Below are 17,834 nucleotides of genomic sequence, written 5' to 3' on the forward strand. Positions count from 1 at the left end.
ATGTGGTACAACGGCCTGCTCGACTTGTCGGCCTGGCAACTGGTCGGCATCACCCTGTTGATGACCCACGTGACCATTGTCAGCGTCACGGTCTACCTGCATCGCTACTCTGCGCACCGAGCCCTTGAGCTCAACGGCGCGCTCAAGCATTTCTTCCGCTTCTGGCTGTGGCTGACCACGGCGCAGAACACCCGCGAGTGGACGGCGGTCCACCGTAAGCACCACGCCAAGTGCGAAACACCCGACGACCCGCACAGCCCCGTGCACAAAGGCCTGAGCACGGTGTTGCGCAAAGGCGCCGAGCTGTATCGTGAAGAGGCCCGCAACCCAGACACCCTGCGCATCTACGGCAAGAACTGCCCTGATGACTGGATCGAGCGCAACCTTTACTCGCGTTACAAACTGGGCGGCATCGCGTTGATGGCCGTGATCGACCTGCTGCTGTTCGGCACCCTCGGTATCACCATCTGGGCGGTCCAGATGATGTGGATCCCGTTCTGGGCTGCCGGTGTCGTCAACGGCCTGGGCCACGCGTTCGGCTACCGCAACTTCGAATGCCGTGACGCGGCCACCAACCTGGTGCCATGGGGCATCGTGATCGGCGGTGAAGAGCTGCACAACAATCACCACACCTACCCCAATTCGGCCAAGCTGTCGGTCAAGCGCTGGGAGTTCGACATGGGTTGGGCGTGGATCCGTCTGTTCTGCCTGCTGCGCCTGGCCAAGGTGCAGCGTGTGGCGCCGATCGCCCATCGGGTGGAAGGCAAAGGTAGCCTGGACATGGACACCGCCATGGCGATCCTCAACAACCGCTTCCAGATCATGGCCCAGTACCGCAAATTGGTGATCGCCCCGCTGGTCAAGCTGGAACTGGCGCGTGTCGACGCCTCGGTGCGCCACCACTTCCGCCGTGCCAAGCGCCTGCTGTCCCGTGAAACCAGCCTGCTCGAAGACCGCCACCATGTGCGCATCGAATCGATGCTTGCGCACAGCCAGGCCCTGAAGACCATCTACGAAAAGCGCCTGGCCTTGCAGCAGATCTGGGCCCGCACCAGCGCCAACGGCCATGACATGCTGGCCGCCATCAAGGACTGGGTACACGAAGCCGAAACCAGTGGTATTCAAGCCCTGCGCGACTTCGCGGCACAGCTGAAAACCTATTCCCTGCGCCCGATCGGCGCCTGATCGCCGTTAATCGGCACGCCCCAGCATGGGGCGTGCCAGCTGGAACTTACCCACCTCGCCCCCACTCAAACCCCGCACATCGCCCGCGTGGCGGGCAGGATGCTGGCCGCACGCTTTCACGTCGAGACTCGCTACGTGCACATGGCCAAGAATATTCCAATGACATCGCCGGGCCCGGTACCACCGGGAGCCGCCCGCACTTTACTGGCGCTCCTTCATGCGCAAGGTGAAGTCGCCCGCCTGAGCGAACGCGAACAGCTGTTCAGCTCGTTGCTCGAGAGTGTCAACGCGGTGCTCTGGGCCTTCGATTGGGAAACACGCGAAGTGCTGTACGTAAGCCCCGCCTACGAGCGCATCTTCGGCCGCCCGGCCAGCCTGGTACTGGCCGACTTCAACGAGTGGCGCGACAGCATCTACCCCGACGACCTGGAATACGCCGAGCGCAGCCTGGCCCAGGTGCTGCTCAAAGGCGCGGTCGAGGACCGCGAGTACCGTATCATCAATGCCGACGGGCAAGTGCGCTGGTTGAGCGACAAGTGCTACATCAACCAGCAGCATGACGGCGACCGCGTGATCATCGTCGGCATTGCCGAAGACATCACCGAGAAAAAGCAGCTGGAAGGCGAGTTGCAGCGCCTGGCCACCATTGACGTACTGACCCAAAGCAGCAACCGCCGGCACTTCTTCGAATGCGCCCAAGCGGCGTTTGACAGCGCCCGGGAAAACGGCACGCCGTTGGCCTTCCTGTTACTGGACATCGACGACTTCAAACAGATAAACGACAGCTATGGCCACCAGGAAGGCGACCAGGTGCTGCAGCACATCGCCGACAGCGGCAAGGCCGTGTTGCGCCGTGGCGACCTGTTCGGGCGTATTGGCGGCGAGGAGTTCGCGGCAGTCTTCCCAGGGTGCAATGCCGAGCTGGCCGGGCAGATAGCCGAGCGGCTGCAGCGGCAGATTCAGCGTTTGAGCTTCAGCCACGGGGCGCACACTTACGGGGTAACGGTGAGCCAGGGGCTTACCGGGTTGACCGCTGAAGATGTGGCGTTGGACAGCCTGTATGCCCGCGCCGATGCGGCGATGTACCAGGCCAAGCGGCAGGGCAAGAACCAGATCGTGCGCGGTTGAACCCCCTTACGCCTGCCCGGCTCAAGGAGCATCGTCGGCTTGTATCGGGCCTTCAGCCGCGGGCTGCGAACTGGTTTCGGGGTTCTCCACCTTGCGCAACCGGGTCAGCTCCGGCAAGCCCATCTTCAGCAAACGCGCCGTCTTGCCACTGGCAATCTTCGCCAGCCCCTGCCCAGCCGGTAGCCGCGCCAACTGCCCGGCCAGGTTCATGGCCAGAATATCGCGCGAGTACACCCCGCCACCGAGTTGATAGATCGCCGCGATCAGCTCGCGTAAAGCCAACGGCAAGCGCCAGCGGGTGCGCAGCGCCGAGCCGAAAGCGGCACCGAACTCGTTGAGCGACAACTGGACCTTGTCCTCGTCCAGCTCGCCACCCGCCAGGCGCCATTCCTGCAGGCAGCGCAGCACCGCCAGATCACCCAGGCAATGCAGCAACCCTGCGCAATAGCAAAGCCCTTCGTCCAGCGCCAGCAGGCGCGCCAGCGTACGGCCATATTCGGCGGTGTGCAGGGACAAGTCCCAGTACTGCGCCGCATGCTGCGCCAGCAAGGGGTCGCTGAGGCGGGCGCTGCGCTTGAGGGTCATGCCCAGAATCAGGTTCATGCTTTGCGTGCTGCCCAGCTTGTTCAGGGCTTGCAGCAGGGTTTGCACCGGTGCTTCACGGTGCAGCGCTGCGCTGTTGGCAGCCGCTATCAGCACCGCGGTCACTTGTGGGTCACGGCAGACTTCTTCTTCCAGCACCTTCAGGTTCAGGCCTTCAGGGTTCAGGGCTCGCTTGATCGCCACCTGCAAGTCGGCCAGCAGCGGCCCGCCATCGGCAGTAGCCCGGCGCTGTTCGAGGTATGCGCGCAGGCTGGCACCGGGCTGCAAGGGCGGCACCGGGCAGGCGATTTCTTCGCCCACGCCCAGCAGCAACTGTTCCAGGCGCTTGCGCAGGTTACCCAGGTTCAGGGGCTTGCTCAGGTACGCCGTGGGGTGCAGCGGCAGGGCTTCGCGCACACTCGCACTGTCGCTGCGGTTGCTCATGAGGATGAACGGCAACCCCGACCCTTTGGCGCGAACTTTGCGCAGCAGGTCGAGGCCATCGATGCCAGCCAGCTCACGTGCTGCAATGATCAGGTCCGGCTTGGCGGCCAGGGCGCTGAGCGCCTGCGATCCGTCGGCACAGACCTGAAGGCGGGCATCGCAGCGAACGCTCAGCAGCATCTCGCTGAGCATGTCGCGCACCCATGGGTCGCCTTCGACGATCAGTACGCTCGGTGGGGTGGGCTCTGCAGCGTTCATCGCCAACTACTCCTGTAAATCCTTGCCTCAGCCTTTTACAACGTGCTGGGCGCATCATCCAACAACCATAGCCTCCGACGCATCACCGGGCATAAAAAAACCCGCCGAGGCGGGTTTTTTCTGAAGCGCATCACATCAGGCAAGTTCAGCGAAGCACTCTTCGATGATGGCCAGGCCTTTGTCCAGCAGCGCGTCTTCGGCGGTCAGCGGAACCAGAATCCGCAGAACGTTGCCGTAGGTGCCGCAAGACAGCAGGATCAGGCCTTTTTCGCGGGCTTTGGCCACAACCTGGCCAACAGCAGCGGCGTCAGGGGTGTGGGTGCCTTTCTGGAAGACTTCGACGGCAATCATCGAACCCAGGCCACGAACGTCGCCGATGATCGGGTGCTTCTTCTGGATTTCACGCAGGCCGGTGGTCAGGCGCTCACCCACTGCCTTGCTGCGGTCCAGCAGTTTCTCTTCTTCGAACACTTCGATCACGGCCAGGGCTGCGGCGCAAGCGATCGGCGAGCCGGCGTAGGTGCCGCCCAGGCCGCCCGGAGCGATAGCGTCCATGTACTCGGCCTTGCCGCATACACCGGCCAGCGGGAAGCCGCCGGCGATGGACTTGGCAAAGGTGGTCAGGTCAGGCGCAACGCCCATCTGCTCCATGGCGAAGAAGGTGCCGGTGCGGCCAGCGCCGGTCTGAACTTCGTCGGCGATCAGCAGGATGCCGTGCTGGTCGCACAGGGCGCGCAGGCGCTTCATCAGCTCTTTAGGCGCTGGCAGGAAGCCGCCTTCGCCTTGTACAGGCTCCAGGATGATTGCAGCGATGTCGCGTGGCTCGGCGTCGTTCTTGAAGATGCGCTCGACCGAGGCGATGGCGTCGTCAACGCTCACACCGTGCAGCTCGCTCGGGAACAGGGCGCGGAAGATGCCGCCTGGCATCAGGCCCATGCCTGCGGAGTACGGCACGACCTTGCCGGTCAGGCCCAGGGTCATCATGGTGCGGCCGTGGTAGCCGCCGGTGAAGGCGATAACGCCGGCACGGCCAGTGGCGGCACGGGCGATTTTCACGGCGTTTTCAACGGCTTCGGAGCCGGTGGTGACCAGCAGGGTCTTCTTGTCGAAGTCGCCTGGGACCAGCTTGTTGATCTTTTCGCACAGCTCGACGTAAGGCTCGTAGGCCAGCACCTGGAAGCAGGTGTGGCTGACCTTGGTCAGCTGCTCTTGCACGGCCGCAACCACTTTCGGGTGCAGGTGGCCAGTGTTCAGCACTGCGATACCGCCGGCGAAGTCGATCAGTTCGCGGCCTTCAACGTCGATCACGGTCGAGTTCTTCGCGCTGTCGACGAAGATCGGGTGAATCTGGCCAACGCCACGCGGGACGGCAGCTACACGACGTTGCATCAAGGATTCGTTGGTCTTGCTCATAATGCCCTCATTGCGCCGACAGTAATGGCGCTTTTATTCGGGGGTGGCTGGGAGTGCTCGCGAACAGTATTCGTTGATCGACTGCCACAAGCGCCCTGGCCACCAGGTACTGCAATGTAAAAAAGGCCAGCGAGACGTCGCTCTCGCGCCCCGCTGGCAGAGGTAAAGCCGTTACCGTGCGATCAAACGCTGATGCACAGGTATTTGATTTCGAGGTAGTCCTCGATACCGTACTTGGAACCTTCGCGGCCCAGGCCAGAAGCCTTGATGCCACCGAATGGCGCCACTTCGTTGGAAATCAGGCCGGTGTTGATACCCACCATGCCGTACTCCAGGGCTTCGGCAACACGGAACACACGGCTCATGTCGCGGGCGTAGAAGTACGAAGCGAGGCCGAATTCGGTGTCGTTGGACATGGCGATGACTTCGGCTTCGTCCTGGAAGCGGAACAGCGGCGCCAGTGGGCCGAAGGTCTCTTCCTTGGCGACAGCAGCAGTTTTCGGTACATCAACCAGGATGGTCGGCTCGAAGAAGTTGCCTTCGATCAGCTTGCCGCCGGACAGTACCTTGGCGCCTTTGGAAACGGCGTCTTCGATGTGCTCCTGAACCTTGGCGACAGCCTTGCCGTCGATCAGCGGGCCAGTGGTGGTGCCATCTTCCAGGCCGTTACCGATCTTCAGCTTGGCCACCGCAGCCGCCAGCTTCTCGGCGAACGCGTCGTAGACGCCGTCCTGCACGTAGATACGGTTGGCGCAGACACAGGTCTGGCCGTTGTTACGGTACTTGGAGATGATCGCGCCCTCGACCGCCTTGTCCAGGTCGGCGTCGTCGAACACGATGAACGGGGCGTTGCCACCCAGCTCCAGGGAAACCTTCTTGATGTCCTTGGCGCATTCTTCCATCAGCTGGCGACCGATCTCGGTCGAGCCGGTGAAGGACAGCTTGCGTACCAGGGAGTTGCCGGTCAGTTCGCCGCCAACTTCACCAGCGCTGCCGGTAACCACGCTCAGCACGCCAGCCGGGATACCGGCACGGTGGGCCAGTTCGACCAGGGCCAGGGCGGAGTACGGAGTTTGCGAAGCAGGCTTGAACACCATGGTGCAGCCAGCGGCCAGGGCCGGGCCGGCTTTACGGGTGATCATGGCAGCCGGGAAGTTCCACGGGGTGATGGCCGCGGTTACGCCGATTGGCTGCTTGATGACGATCAGGCGCTTGTCTGGCTGGTGGCCCGGAATGGTGTCGCCATAGACACGCTTGGCTTCTTCGGCGAACCACTCGATGAACGAGGCGGCATAGGCGATTTCGCCCTTGGCTTCGGCCAGCGGCTTGCCTTGTTCGGTGGTCATCAGGCGAGCCAGATCGTCCTGGTTTTCGATCATCAGTTCGAACCAGCGACGCAGCTTGGTCGAGCGCTCTTTGGCGGTCAGGGCACGCCAGGCCGGCAGAGCCTTGTCGGCAGCTTCGATGGCGCGGCGGGTTTCCGCGGTGCCCATCTTAGGCACGGTACCGATGACTTCACCGGTGGCCGGGTTGGTCACCTTGATGGTCTGGCCATTGTCCGCATCCAGCCACTCACCGTTGATGTAGGCTTGCTGGCGGAACAACTGAGCGTCTTTGAGCTGCATGTCGGCTTCCCGAATTGTTGATTGTTGAAAAGCGCCCAAGGCAGGGCATCGAGCGTTTGAAATCTCAAACGAATGCTAAGCGGCTGCTGGGGTGTTGGACAATAGGCTGTTCGAAAAAAAGAACGAATGGTTGAACAGCCGGGCGGAAAAGTCATCATTTGCGTACTGGCAACCGGCCCTTTCGCGGGCACGCCCGCTCCCACTGGGCGGAAGCGGCTTCAGCCGCGAACCGGCCGGCACAAACAACCGGGAAAAAAGGCTACAGATCAAGGCGATGGACGCGACCGGCGCAGATGGGTATCATGCGTGCGCGTTGCACTCGTAGCTCAGCTGGATAGAGTACTGCCCTCCGAAGGCAGGGGTCGTGGGTTCGAATCCCGCCGAGTGCGCCATATCAAAAAGCCCTGGGCCTGTGCCCGGGGCTTTTTCATTTGTGCGACATGTCGCGTTTCTGGCACTCCCGTGCCACTGGCCATTGATGTTAGCGTGGGCGTCCTCCCGTTGCTCCAACGGGTACCCCATAACAATCCATGGCGAAGGAATGCGCGCAACCATGCACCTGAAAAAACTCACCGCCACCACCCTGCTGCTGGCCACCATCGGCCTGTTCACCCAACCGGCCCAGGCCAACCTCACTCAGCAACAGGCCGCGGCAATTGTCAAAACCTTCGACGGCAGCGACCCGCGTGACTTCAAGCAGTTCCTCGGCAAGCTCAAAGGCAGTGACCTGGCCAAGGCCGATAACCTTGAGGCGACACTGCAGGCCTACCTGAACGGCAAACCGCTGGCCGCCGGGCAACAGGACGAGATCAACCGCCTGCTTGGCCTGTATACCCGCATCAAGTACGGCAAGGCTGCCACTGAAACCCTGCGCGAACTGGTGGCTATTCCAACCTACAACGTCGAGGGTACGCCGCAGTACGAAAACCCGGCGTTCCTGAAAATCGCCGACAAGATCAAAGCACTGGCCGACAGTTTCGGCCTGGCGTTCCGCAACATCGATAACCGGGTTTACGAAATTTCGCTCGGCAGCGGCAAGGAAGTGATCGGCATCCATGCCCACGCCGATGTGGTGCCGGTCAATCCGGACAACTGGAAGCTGGCCGACGGCACCCGCCTTGACCCGTTCAAGGTCACCCTGGTTGGCGACCGCATGTATGGCCGCGGCACCGAAGACGACAAGAACGGCATCGTTGTCGCGATGTACGCACTGAAAGTGGCCAAGGACGAGAACCTGCCACTGGCCCGCCAATTCAAGCTGCTGATCGACACGACGGAAGAAACCAGTGGGGATGCGATCCCCTATTACTTCGAGCGCAACCCCACGCCTGATTACAACCTGGCGCTGGATGGCGGCTACCCGGTGGTCATTGCCGAAAAGGGCTACGGTACGATCATGGCCAGCTTCAGCAAACGCCCGGCCACGGGTGAAGGTGCTGAAATCATCAACCTGACTGGCGGGCTGGCCACCAACCAGATCCCCACCACCTCGGTCGCAACCCTGGTCAGCGACAAACCGGTAGCACTCGCCAAACAACTGCAGCAAGCCGGCGCCGGGTATGTACAGCAGCACGGTGGTGACTTCAGCATCGACGCCAAGGCCGACGGCAAGCAGGTGGTGCTGACAGTAACCGGGGTTTCCGCGCATTCCTCGGAGCCGGAGTCCGGGGTAAACCCGGTTGCACGCATGCTCGACTTCCTTGCTGGCCTGGGCCAGCAGGTACCGCTCAAGCACAACCAATTCACCGACGCCGCCCGCTACGCTGCCGACAACTGGGGCCTGGACTACTTGGGCAACAAGCTGGGCGTGGCCTTCAAAGACCCATTCATGGGCCCGCTGACCGCGTCGTTGACCTATGTAGGGGTGGACGAAAAAGGCTTGAAACTGGCGGTGAACCTGCGCATTCCCAAGGGCAAGCCGCTTGCCACGATCAAGGACGAACTGGCCACCAGACTGGACAAATGGACCCGGCAGAGCCGCACCTCGGTGGCCTTCGACTATAGCCTGGACGAACCGATGTATCGCAACCCCGAGGGCGAGTGGGTGAAGGCTCTGCTGGCGGTGGCCAGCGAGAACCTGGGCATGAAGCATGAGTTCGGCACTTCGGCGGGTGCCACGTCGGTACACGACCTGCCCAACGGCGTGCAGTTCGGCCTGGCCATGCCAGACGTGAAGTACACCGGGCACAACGACAACGAGTTCAAGACGGTAGAGCAGTTCATGCTGGACCTGCAGGTCGTCAGCGAAATGGTCGCGCGGATCGGGCAAATGCCGAAGCTCTGATCGGCTGCACCGGTAAAGCCGCTCCCATAGGGTGCATCACAGGCTCTGAGGCCAATGACACACCTGTGGGAGCGGCTTTAGCCGCGAAGAGGCCCGCATAGGCGAACACCGATGACGTTTTTCAATCGACTCCATGCCGTTTCCTGCATTGCCGTGCAGAGCGCCGTACCGGATGCTTTAGTTACACCGAGACAGCGCTTTTCCACCCGCAGAGGCCCGTATGAAGACCGTCGAACAAATCCTCAAGACCAAGTCCCAGCACCAGACCGTGTACACCATCGGCCCGGATGACTCGGTGCTCGACGCCCTGAAAATGCTGGCGGAGAAAAACATCGGTGCACTGCCGGTAGTCGAGGGCAAGCAGGTGGTGGGTATCGTCAGTGAGCGCGACTATGCACGCAAGCTGGTGCTCAAGGGCCGCTCTTCTGCCGCCACCCCGGTACGGGAAATCATGAGTGCACCAGTGGTCACGGTCGAGCCCAGGCAGAACCTCGAGTACTGCATGAACCTGATGACCGACCGCCACCTGCGCCACTTGCCGGTCGTGAGCAATGGCGAGCTGCTAGGGCTGTTGTCGATCGGCGACCTGGTGAAGGAAACCATTGCCGAGCAGGCCAGCCTGATCAAGCAGCTGGAGCAGTACATCCGCGGCGAATAAGCGCATTCAGTGGTAGCCGCGCTCCAGTTCGTCCAGCTGGTGGTCAAAACTGCGCAGGCGCGCCGACCAGGTGTAGACCAGCACTTCGAGGTCGCGATTGAGCACAGCGGTATTGCCATGCCCGCTTTGCGTGGGTTCGCCCAGGTCCAGCTGGTAGCGCTCGCGGGCCATGGCCTGGGCCACGCTGGATAGGTCGCGGGCGTTGGCCAGCCAATGATGATGGTGGTCGTGGATCTCGCGGTCGAGCACCCGGCACTGGCGCTTCAGCGCATCAAGGCTTTGCTCCAGCGGGGTGCCCTTGAGTTCGCCCATGACCTCTTCGAAAGTGCGCCCCGAATGCCAGTAGCTGCCCCAGAAATAACGATCGAAGACCGTTTCGACGCGGCGTAGCGCAACTTTGGTGTTCCAGATGGTCAGCAACGTGCGCCCCTGGATCACTTCGCGCTTGTTCAGGTGCAACTGCTGCCAGGCGACCCAGGCCAGCGCCACCACGGCGACAGCCACGGTGACCGCGGCGGCGGCGTAGAGGAACTGCACCGCCTGGTTCAATTGATGCGCCTGCCTGATGCCGTAGAAGTAGCTGGCCGTCAGAATGCCCAGGATGGAAACGGAGCACCAGAAACCTGATACGTAGGGATCTTTCATCGCGCTATCCCCCGATTGTTTTCCTGAGCATAGCAACGGCCATTCACTCGTCAGGTGCCGCTCGGCGCTTTATTTTTTCTGGGGGTGAAGCGCCTCGTTGAGTTGGTCGATCATCGGGATCCAGTCGTCATCGGCGATGTATTTTTCTTTCAGGAACGCGCGCTGCGAATCGCTCCAGAAAGGCGCATCGACCAGTTTCACATCGTCCTCGAGCGGTGAGTGTGTCGTGATGAAGCGGTCGATTTCGACCGGGTCGTCAGACAGCCCCAACTGTTTGAAGATTTCCGACAAAGGATGAATCGGCTTGTCCATGTTTCCTCCTCGGTGCCGGGGCGTGCATCGAAGCTGCCGGCCCGGCATGGGTTGAGAGCACCAGTTGCAGGTTCGGCTCCATGCTCATGTGAAACGGATGATCGTGATCATCCGCCCCCTGATAGACAGCACCCCGACGGACAAGACTCGATCGAACCTGCATTTATCGCAGCGCGCCTGTCAGACGGGTGCGCGGCGCAAGGTCGCCAGGAACGCCGCTGCACCAATGAACAACCCGGCAAACGTGCGGTTCAAGCGCTTCTGCTGCCTGGGAGTACGCAGCAGGCGCAATACCCGCGCGGCCAAACCGGTGTAGCCCGCCATTACAAGCAGGTCGACACTGACCATGGTCAGGGTGATTGCCACATACTGCGGCAGCAGCGGTGCATGCGGGTTGATGAACTGCGGCAGTACCGCAAGCATGAACACCAGCGCCTTGGGGTTGCTGACGTTGACCAGGAAACCGCGGAACATCAGGCTCAACGGCCTGCCGATGGGACGAACGCCCGACTCACCGGTCATGTCCATCGGCAGCGCTCGCCATTGCTTGTACGCCAGGTAAACGAGGTAAGCGACGCCAAACCACTTGATGAACTGGAACGCCGTGGCCGAGGCGGCCAACACGGCGCCCACGCCGGCGGCGATGATGGCGATTTGCAAAATCAGGCCCAGTTGCAGGCCTAGGGCATTCCAGTAACCGCGCCAGAAGCCGTATTGCAGGCCACTGGACATCGAGGCAATCGCCCCGGCACCAGGGGAAAGGCTGATCACCCAGCAGGCGGCAAAAAAGCCCAGCCATACTTCCATCGACATCACACACCTCGCTCGCACTAATGTTGCAAAAGATTAAGCTAAGGTGTTGGTGAAAAAATGACCAGCAAATTTTGCAGAATTCAGCGTGCTTGTGCGGGCCATGTCAGTCCGCCTCGAGCAACACGTCCTTGTGCATGGCCTGCACTTCGGCCCCGCGCCAGCGCCGCACCGACTTCTGGAAGAACTGGCTGTTCGGCACCTGCACCAATGCCCCGCCTGCCTCGGGCACTTCCAGCAGGGTAGTGAACAGCAGGTTGATGGCGATTACCCGGCCCTTTACGCCCGGCTTGTCGAGGGTGTCGACCAGCTCGACCACATCACCAATACGAAACGGCCCGACCGTGAAGATCAGCACCGCGCACAGCAGGTTGGACAGCACGCTCCACATGGCGAAGAACGCCACCGCCGCCACCGCCACGAAACCGGACAGGGCCGTCCACAGCACCGTCGCCGAAACCCCCAGGCGCTCCAGCACGAACAGCAGCGCGCTGCCCATGATCAACCAGCGCAGGCCACCGCGCACGGGCACGAGCAACTCCGGTGGCAAGGGGTAGCGTTGGCCCAGGCGGCTGAGGCCACGGGCCACGATGCGCTGCAGGACAAAAGCCACCGCCAGGATAAGGAGGATCTGCAAGCCCAGCCATAAGGTGTCCATCCACTGCCCAGGCAGCAACCCACGCAGCTCCTCCATCAGGACAGCGCCTCAAGCTCGGCTTGCATGCTTTCGAGGGTTTCCAGTGCTTCCATCCAGCCCTCTTCCAGCTCCCCTTCACGTTGCTTGAGCTTGGTCTGGCGCGCCAGCAGGTCACGCAATTGATCCTTGCGCGCCGCGTCGTAAAGGCCGGCGTCGCCCAGCGCCGTCTCGATTTCGGCCAACTGCGCGTGCACCTGATTGAGCTCGGCTTCCAACTTGTCAGCGGCCTTCTTGTGCGGGGCCAATTGCTGGCGCAAGGCCGCGGCGGCCTGGCGCTGGGCTTTCTTGTCGGTCTTGTCCGGGTTGACCGGCGCAGTACTGGCCGGCGCGCTGCGCTGGCGATACTCGACCAGCCAACGGCTGTAGTCGTCCAGGTCACCGTCGAAGGTGTCGACCTTGCCGTCAGCGACCAGCAGGAAGTCGTCCGTGGTGCTCTTGAGCAGGTGACGGTCGTGGGATACCACTACCACGGCGCCGGCGAACTCCTGCAAGGCCATGGTCAGCGCCAGGCGCATTTCCAGGTCGAGGTGGTTGGTGGGTTCGTCGAGCAGCAGCAGGTTCGGCCGTTCCCAGGCGATCAGCGCCAGCGCCAGCCGGGCCTTCTCGCCACCAGAGAAGTTCACCACCGGCTCGTCGCAACGGGCGCCATGGAAATCGAAGCCTCCCAGGAAGTCGCGCAGGGTCTGCTCGCGCTCGGCGGGGGCAATGCGCTGCAAGTGCAGCAGCGGGCTGGCCTTGTCGTCCAGCGAGTCCAGCTGGTGCTGGGCAAAATAACCCACGGCCAGGTTCTCGCCGCGGACCAGCCGGCCGGACAACGGCTCCAGCTCACCGGCAAGGTTCTTGATCAGCGTCGACTTGCCTGCGCCATTCGGGCCGAGCAGGCCAATACGCGCGCCCGGGGTGAGTTGCAGCTTGACCTTGTCGAGGATGGCTTTGTCGCCATACCCCAGGCGGCCTTCGGACATGCTCAACAGCGGGCTGGAGATTTTCTGCGACTCGCGGAAGACGAAGTCAAATGGCGAATCGACGTGCGCCGCCGACAGCTCCTCCATGCGCTCCAGGGCCTTGATCCGGCTCTGCGCCTGGCGCGCCTTGGTGGCCTGGGCCTTGAAGCGGGCGATGTACTTTTCCATGTGCGCGCGCTGCGCCTGCTGCTTCTCGTAGGCCTGTTGCTGTTGCGCCAGGCGTTCGGCACGGGTGCGCTCGAAGGCGGTATAGCCGCCCTTGTAGAGGTTCAGCTTGCGCTGCTCTACATGCAGCACATGGTCGACCACGGCATCGAGGAAGTCACGATCGTGGGAAATCAGCAGCAGCGTGCCAGGGTAGCCCTTGAGCCAGTCTTCCAGCCACAGAATGGCGTCGAGGTCCAGGTGGTTGGTGGGCTCGTCGAGCAGCAGCAGGTCGGACGGGCACATCAGCGCCTGGGCCAGGTTGAGGCGCATACGCCAGCCGCCAGAGAAGTCACCGACTCGGCGGTCCATCTGCTCGTTGGTAAAGCCCAGGCCGGCCAGCAGCTTGCGGGCGCGAGCGTCGGCGGTGTAGCCGTCAGCGCTTTCCAGCTCACTGTGCAGGCGCGCCAGGGCGGTGCCGTCGTGCGCTTGCTCGACAGCCGCCAATTCGGCCTGGACCTTGCGCAGGCGCACGTCACCGTCGAGCACATAGTCCACGGCCAGGCGATCGAGGGTATCGACCTCCTGGCGCATGTGGGCGATGCGCCAGTCGCCGGGTAGCTGGCAGTCGCCGGCATCGGGCGACAGCTCACCGCGCAGCAAGGCGAACAGGCTGGATTTGCCGGCACCGTTGGCGCCGATAAGACCGGCCTTGTGACCGGCGTGCAGGGTCATCTCGGCGCCTTCTAGCAAGCGCTGCGGACCACGCTGTAAAGTGAGGTTGGATAGTCTGATCATGATGGTCGCGGAGTCTACCAGCTTCCTCGGCCCATAGCGCGAGTGGAACCATGCACACCGACCTGTGGAATCACGCCCTGGCCTTGTACGCCAGGCCTGGCGTAGAAGCCGCCTGCCTTGAACTGCAAACACTGGGTGGCGATGTCTGCCTGCTGCTGTGCGCCACCTGGTTGCAGGCGCGTGGGGTTGCCGTGACAGACCAGCGCGCGCAGGCATTGCAAGGCATTGCCGACCCCTGGCAACGGACAGTGGTCACCCCGCTACGCGACCTGCGCCAGCAATGGCGCGCGGCAGCACAGCTGGATAGCCGGCTGGCACATGTGCGCGAGCAAGTGAAAGGGTTGGAATTACAGGCAGAAAGAGCGTTGCTGGAACGCTTGCAAGAACGTGCCCAGCAGTGGCCCGCGGACTCTGCTGAGCCCACGGGCGACTGGCTGGCCCGGCTGGTGCCGGACCAGGGCCGACAACATGACGCGTTGCTGCAGCTACGCGCCGCGGCTGCAGCGCTTCAGGACGCCGAAGACGGTGCCTGAGCAGGCGTGCTGGCCGGCGCCGATGGTGCTACCGAAGTGGCCGAGTTGGCATCAGCGGCCGGAGTGCTGGGGGCAGGCGTAGCCGGTTTGGCAGCGGCTGGCTTGCTGGCGGCAGGCTTGGCAGCCGGTTTCGCTGCGGTACGTGCTGGCGCCTTGGCTGCAGCTGGCTTGGCCGCAGGTTTAGCGGCGGCTGTTGCTTTGGCGGCTGGCTTGGCTGCGGGTTTTGCGGCGGCAGTGGCCTTGGCGGCTGGCTTGGACGCAGGTTTTGCGGCGGCAGTGGCCTTGGCGGCTGGCTTGGACGCAGGTTTTGCGGCGGCAGCGGCCTTGGCGGCCGGCTTGGACGCAGGTTTAGCGGCGGCAGTGGACTTGGCGGCTGGCTTGGCCGCAGGTTTTGCGGCGGCAGTGGCCTTGGCGGCTGGCTTGGCCGCAGGTTTTGCGGCGGCAGTGGCCTTGGCGGCTGGCTTGGGCGCAGGTTTTGCGGCGGAGGTGGCCTTGGCGGCTGGCTTAGACGCAGGTTTTGCGGCGGCGGTGGCTTTAGCTGCTGGCTTGGCTGCGGTAGTGGCTCGACCGGCTGGCTTGGTCGCCGGCTTGGCAACAGCTGGCTTGGCCGTTTTGGCTGCACGCTGGTCAAGGGCCTTGGTCGCGGCTTCACGCACTTTGCCTACACCTTGGGCCAACTTGATGCTGTCTTGGGCATCGCGCTTGAGTTGCTGAATGTAGGCGCGCGTCTGCGTTTGACGCTCCTTGAGGGAGTCCAGCAGTTCTTCAAGTTCAGCGCTGGCTTTTTGCGCTTTGGTCTGTGCCTTGGCTTTACCGGCCTTGGCTGCACCTTGCAGTTTCAAGCGAGCGTTGTGCAGTTTTTCCTGCGCTTTGCCACGCTGCTTTTCCAACTTTGCCAGCAGTTTTTCCGCATCAGCCAGCGCTTGCGAGCAGGCTTCTTCCAAATGTTCGAGCAAGCTACCCGAAAGTTGCTGGAGCAGGTGTAACGGCGTACTTACTGGCTTCTTTTTGGCCGACATGGTTTACCTCCTGGCTGACGAGAGTGCGGCTCATACTATGCTTCTGCTGCTACCGCCGCTAGGGCATGTTGACCGTAATAGTTACGCCGCGTTGCATGCCTGGGCAACGTTGTAAGCTTGCAGCTGCGGGTAAGTGTAGATGCTGGACAAAGCCTTGCCGCGCCGCTGCCCTGTTGCGACTCAAAGCCGCGCTCACGCAAAGCCGCGAAAAAGCCAATACACATATTCAACACTGGCATACTTCCACGCTCATTGGCGCAGGAACTGACCATGCCTCGATTTCTTGTTTTAGGTTTATGCCTGCTGGCGCCCCTCGCCTTGGCCGACGGTGATGAACACGATCTCGCCTACAGCCTTGGGGCCAGCCTGGGCGAGCGGCTGCGCCAGGACATGCCTGGCCTGCAACTGGATGCCTTGGTCGATGGCTTGCGCCAGGCCTACCAAGGGCAGCCGCTGAAGCTCGACAAGGCACGCATGCAGGCCGTGCTGCAGCAGCATGATGCACAGGAAAGCAATGACGAGGCGCAAAAGCAGCAAGCGGCGGAAAAACGCTTCATGGCCAATGAGCGGGGGCGTTTTGGCGTGCATGAGCTGCCAGAGGGGGTGCTTTACAACGAACTGCAGGCAGGAAGTGGCGCGCAGCCGAAAGCCGGTGGCAAAGTGCAGGTGCGCTACGTAGGCAGGTTGCCGGACGGCTCGGTATTCGACCAGAACCAGACGCCACAGTGGTTCAGCCTGGGTTCGGTGATCGAGGGGTGGCAGGTAGCGTTGCCGCAGATGCACGTTGGCGCCAAGTGGCGCCTTGTCATTCCATCCGCACAAGCCTATGGGGCCGAGGGCGCAGGCGACTTGATTCCACCCTATACCCCATTGGTATTCGAGATCGAACTGCTGGGGGTTGGCGACTGACACCAACCATCAGGCCTGTACCGCGCCCTCTTCCTTGTGCGCGTTGTGCAGCACCTCGATCAGGCAGTCTTCCAGTTCGAAGCGCTCATGCAGCAGGCCACCGAGCTTGCCCAGTTTTTCGCCAAAGCGCTCTGTGTCCTTGCACTCAGCTTTCGCACAATGGTCGTTGAAAGCCAACGCGATCTGCGTGATGTCATTGATGCGTGGGTTGATCTCTTCGGCCAGCTTCAGTGCCTTCTCGTCACCGAAAGCCTTGGCTTCCCTGACCAGCTGCTCGCAGACCTCGAAGTGCCACGCCGAACAGTAGTCCACAAGCAGGCCACAGAAATCCCCGTTCGTATCCTTGTCGGCGAAGGCCAGCTCTTGGGCGCGCAACGCGCGGAAAGACTGCACCAATTCCTTGCGCTCCTTCAGCCAACGATCAATAAGTTCGTGAACCCCACCCCAGCGTTCCTGAGCGTTCTGACAACTATCGAGCATGGCGATCTCTTCCCTTCTGGGTAGATGCCGCTGCACCTCGCGCTGCGAAGGCGCGCACAAAGGTGATATCAGCAGGACGGCATCGAGCAGTTGTGTTTTGAGTATCCGTGCTGCGAGATTATTCCCGCACGTGTTGCCCTTCAAGGTACGCAGTGGACAAACTTCATACAAGTGTTTAATAGCGTGTTACATGGCCATTGGTCATTCTGATGACCCAACCTTGCGCCAGGTCAAGCGCCTGCCAGGGTGCGGAAACGATACGCCAGCAGGCAGCTCGCGGGCAGCGCCGCCAGCAGCAGGAAAGCCAACAGGCTCCACTCGGGAAGGGTCAGGTCGAGAAAACTCCAGCTCAGCGCGCTGCACTCCGGGCCGCCGAATAGCAGTTGCCGGGCCGCCTCCACCCAACCCTGCTCGAATACACGCCCGATCGGCAGCGGGCATGCATCTACAACCCTTTCAGCACCCTGCAGCCAGACCTGCCGCGCGGCCAGCGCCGCCCCGCCCAGCGAGCAGGCCAACGTAGCCCATGCGTAACGCCGCAGGCCACGTGCACGCGGTGCCTGCAGCACGCTGGCCAGGCTCAGCAGGGCATACAGGGCTAGCAGCAACCGCTGGCTCAAGCGCAACGGGCATGGCACCAGCCCAAGCATGTTATCCAACTGGAAGGACGCAGCCAGCACCGCCAGTGCGGCCAGGCAAGCAGGAAGAAACAAGGTGCGCAAACGGGCCAGCAGCATGGGTGGTGAAGGTCCCGGGATGAGAGTGTGGCCTGGAACGGTAGAGGAAAGACGGGCTTTGTTTCAAGGCGCTACAGCAACGACAAGTCGCTGAAACGCGTAAGAAATTTCCGTCTATTCGATAGGAGGCGACTGAGGACTGGGAATGCAGATTCAGCATGCAACGGAAGATAAATCACCAGCCCCCATAGCCCGCGCCTTGCCGCGG

17 protein-coding genes and 1 tRNA gene are annotated in these 17,834 nt (G+C 62.2%); 7 read left to right on the plus strand and 11 right to left on the minus strand.

What is annotated here, in order from left to right:
• Positions 1-1,185 carry a delta-9 fatty acid desaturase DesA gene (desA, locus tag DMX12_RS17335; RefSeq protein ID WP_110678935.1) on the plus strand — a complete coding sequence of 395 codons (1,185 nt, stop codon included), beginning with the start codon at positions 1-3 and terminating at the stop codon, positions 1,183-1,185.
• Between the two features lie 99 nt (positions 1,186-1,284).
• The gene (locus DMX12_RS17340) at positions 1,285-2,313 is read left to right on the plus strand and encodes a sensor domain-containing diguanylate cyclase (protein ID WP_110678938.1); all 1,029 of its coding nucleotides are present in this window, start codon (positions 1,285-1,287) and stop codon (positions 2,311-2,313) included.
• A 21-nt stretch (positions 2,314-2,334) separates the two neighbouring features.
• Here DMX12_RS17340 and DMX12_RS17345 read toward each other — a convergent pair whose 3' ends face one another.
• The 3 genes from DMX12_RS17345 to gabD all read right to left on the minus strand — a co-directional run bounded on the left by DMX12_RS17345 (position 2,335) and on the right by gabD (position 6,635).
• The gene (locus DMX12_RS17345; protein WP_009682218.1) at positions 2,335-3,597 is read right to left on the minus strand and encodes a response regulator; all 1,263 of its coding nucleotides are present in this window, start codon (positions 3,595-3,597) and stop codon (positions 2,335-2,337) included.
• Between the two features lie 135 nt (positions 3,598-3,732).
• Positions 3,733-5,010: a 4-aminobutyrate--2-oxoglutarate transaminase gene (gene gabT / locus DMX12_RS17350; protein ID WP_029884784.1), complete on the minus strand. Its 1,278-nt coding sequence runs from the start codon at positions 5,008-5,010 to the stop codon at positions 3,733-3,735.
• A 182-nt stretch (positions 5,011-5,192) separates the two neighbouring features.
• Positions 5,193-6,635 (minus strand): NADP-dependent succinate-semialdehyde dehydrogenase, encoded by a 1,443-nt coding sequence (gabD, locus tag DMX12_RS17355; protein WP_110678940.1) that lies wholly within the window; start codon positions 6,633-6,635, stop codon positions 5,193-5,195.
• A 315-nt stretch (positions 6,636-6,950) separates the two neighbouring features.
• On the opposite strand from gabD, the gene DMX12_RS17360 reads away from it, so the two are divergent.
• The 3 genes from DMX12_RS17360 to DMX12_RS17370 all read left to right on the plus strand — a co-directional run bounded on the left by DMX12_RS17360 (position 6,951) and on the right by DMX12_RS17370 (position 9,577).
• Positions 6,951-7,027 (plus strand) — tRNA-Arg (locus DMX12_RS17360).
• A gap of 161 nt (positions 7,028-7,188) precedes the next feature.
• Positions 7,189-8,919: a dipeptidase gene (locus DMX12_RS17365; RefSeq protein WP_110678942.1), complete on the plus strand. Its 1,731-nt coding sequence runs from the start codon at positions 7,189-7,191 to the stop codon at positions 8,917-8,919.
• Between the two features lie 220 nt (positions 8,920-9,139).
• The gene (locus DMX12_RS17370) at positions 9,140-9,577 is read left to right on the plus strand and encodes a CBS domain-containing protein (protein WP_009682213.1); all 438 of its coding nucleotides are present in this window, start codon (positions 9,140-9,142) and stop codon (positions 9,575-9,577) included.
• A gap of 6 nt (positions 9,578-9,583) precedes the next feature.
• Here the strand turns inward: DMX12_RS17370 and DMX12_RS17375 are convergent, their stop codons facing one another.
• The 5 genes from DMX12_RS17375 to DMX12_RS17395 all read right to left on the minus strand — a co-directional run bounded on the left by DMX12_RS17375 (position 9,584) and on the right by DMX12_RS17395 (position 13,948).
• Positions 9,584-10,222, minus strand: a complete 639-nt coding sequence (locus DMX12_RS17375; protein ID WP_009682212.1) for a hypothetical protein — start codon at positions 10,220-10,222, stop codon at positions 9,584-9,586.
• Between the two features lie 69 nt (positions 10,223-10,291).
• A complete protein-coding gene (locus tag DMX12_RS17380; protein WP_029884786.1) occupies positions 10,292-10,534 on the minus strand; it encodes a DUF2789 domain-containing protein in 243 nt (80 codons plus the stop codon).
• Between the two features lie 180 nt (positions 10,535-10,714).
• The gene (locus tag DMX12_RS17385) at positions 10,715-11,347 is read right to left on the minus strand and encodes a LysE family transporter (protein WP_110678944.1); all 633 of its coding nucleotides are present in this window, start codon (positions 11,345-11,347) and stop codon (positions 10,715-10,717) included.
• A 103-nt stretch (positions 11,348-11,450) separates the two neighbouring features.
• The gene (locus tag DMX12_RS17390; RefSeq protein WP_009682209.1) at positions 11,451-12,038 is read right to left on the minus strand and encodes a mechanosensitive ion channel family protein; all 588 of its coding nucleotides are present in this window, start codon (positions 12,036-12,038) and stop codon (positions 11,451-11,453) included.
• Positions 12,038-13,948 (minus strand): ATP-binding cassette domain-containing protein, encoded by a 1,911-nt coding sequence (locus DMX12_RS17395; protein WP_110678946.1) that lies wholly within the window; start codon positions 13,946-13,948, stop codon positions 12,038-12,040. The genes DMX12_RS17390 and DMX12_RS17395 overlap by 1 nt, the downstream gene beginning before the upstream one ends.
• A 50-nt stretch (positions 13,949-13,998) precedes the next feature.
• On the opposite strand from DMX12_RS17395, the gene DMX12_RS17400 reads away from it, so the two are divergent.
• A complete protein-coding gene (locus DMX12_RS17400) occupies positions 13,999-14,481 on the plus strand; it encodes a TIGR02444 family protein (protein WP_110678948.1) in 483 nt (160 codons plus the stop codon).
• Here the strand turns inward: DMX12_RS17400 and DMX12_RS17405 are convergent.
• A complete protein-coding gene (locus DMX12_RS17405) occupies positions 14,457-15,500 on the minus strand; it encodes an AlgP family protein (protein WP_110678950.1) in 1,044 nt (347 codons plus the stop codon). The two genes, DMX12_RS17400 and DMX12_RS17405, sit on opposite strands and share 25 nt — an antisense overlap.
• 270 nt (positions 15,501-15,770) lie before the next feature.
• Between DMX12_RS17405 and DMX12_RS17410 the strand changes: the two genes are divergently transcribed.
• Positions 15,771-16,409 carry an FKBP-type peptidyl-prolyl cis-trans isomerase gene (locus DMX12_RS17410; RefSeq protein WP_110678952.1) on the plus strand — a complete coding sequence of 213 codons (639 nt, stop codon included), beginning with the start codon at positions 15,771-15,773 and terminating at the stop codon, positions 16,407-16,409.
• Positions 16,410-16,418: 9 nt separating this feature from the next.
• Here DMX12_RS17410 and rsd read toward each other — a convergent pair whose 3' ends face one another.
• Together rsd and DMX12_RS17420 are read right to left on the minus strand one after the other, a co-directional pair.
• Positions 16,419-16,889 (minus strand): sigma D regulator, encoded by a 471-nt coding sequence (gene rsd, locus DMX12_RS17415; RefSeq protein ID WP_110678954.1) that lies wholly within the window; start codon positions 16,887-16,889, stop codon positions 16,419-16,421.
• Between the two features lie 230 nt (positions 16,890-17,119).
• Positions 17,120-17,626 carry a disulfide bond formation protein B gene (locus DMX12_RS17420; protein ID WP_009682202.1) on the minus strand — a complete coding sequence of 169 codons (507 nt, stop codon included), beginning with the start codon at positions 17,624-17,626 and terminating at the stop codon, positions 17,120-17,122.
• Between the last annotated feature and the right edge of the window lie 208 nt (positions 17,627-17,834).

This window comes from Pseudomonas sp. MB-090624 (assembly GCF_003205245.1).
GTDB classification, from domain to species: domain Bacteria; phylum Pseudomonadota; class Gammaproteobacteria; order Pseudomonadales; family Pseudomonadaceae; genus Aquipseudomonas; species Aquipseudomonas juntendi.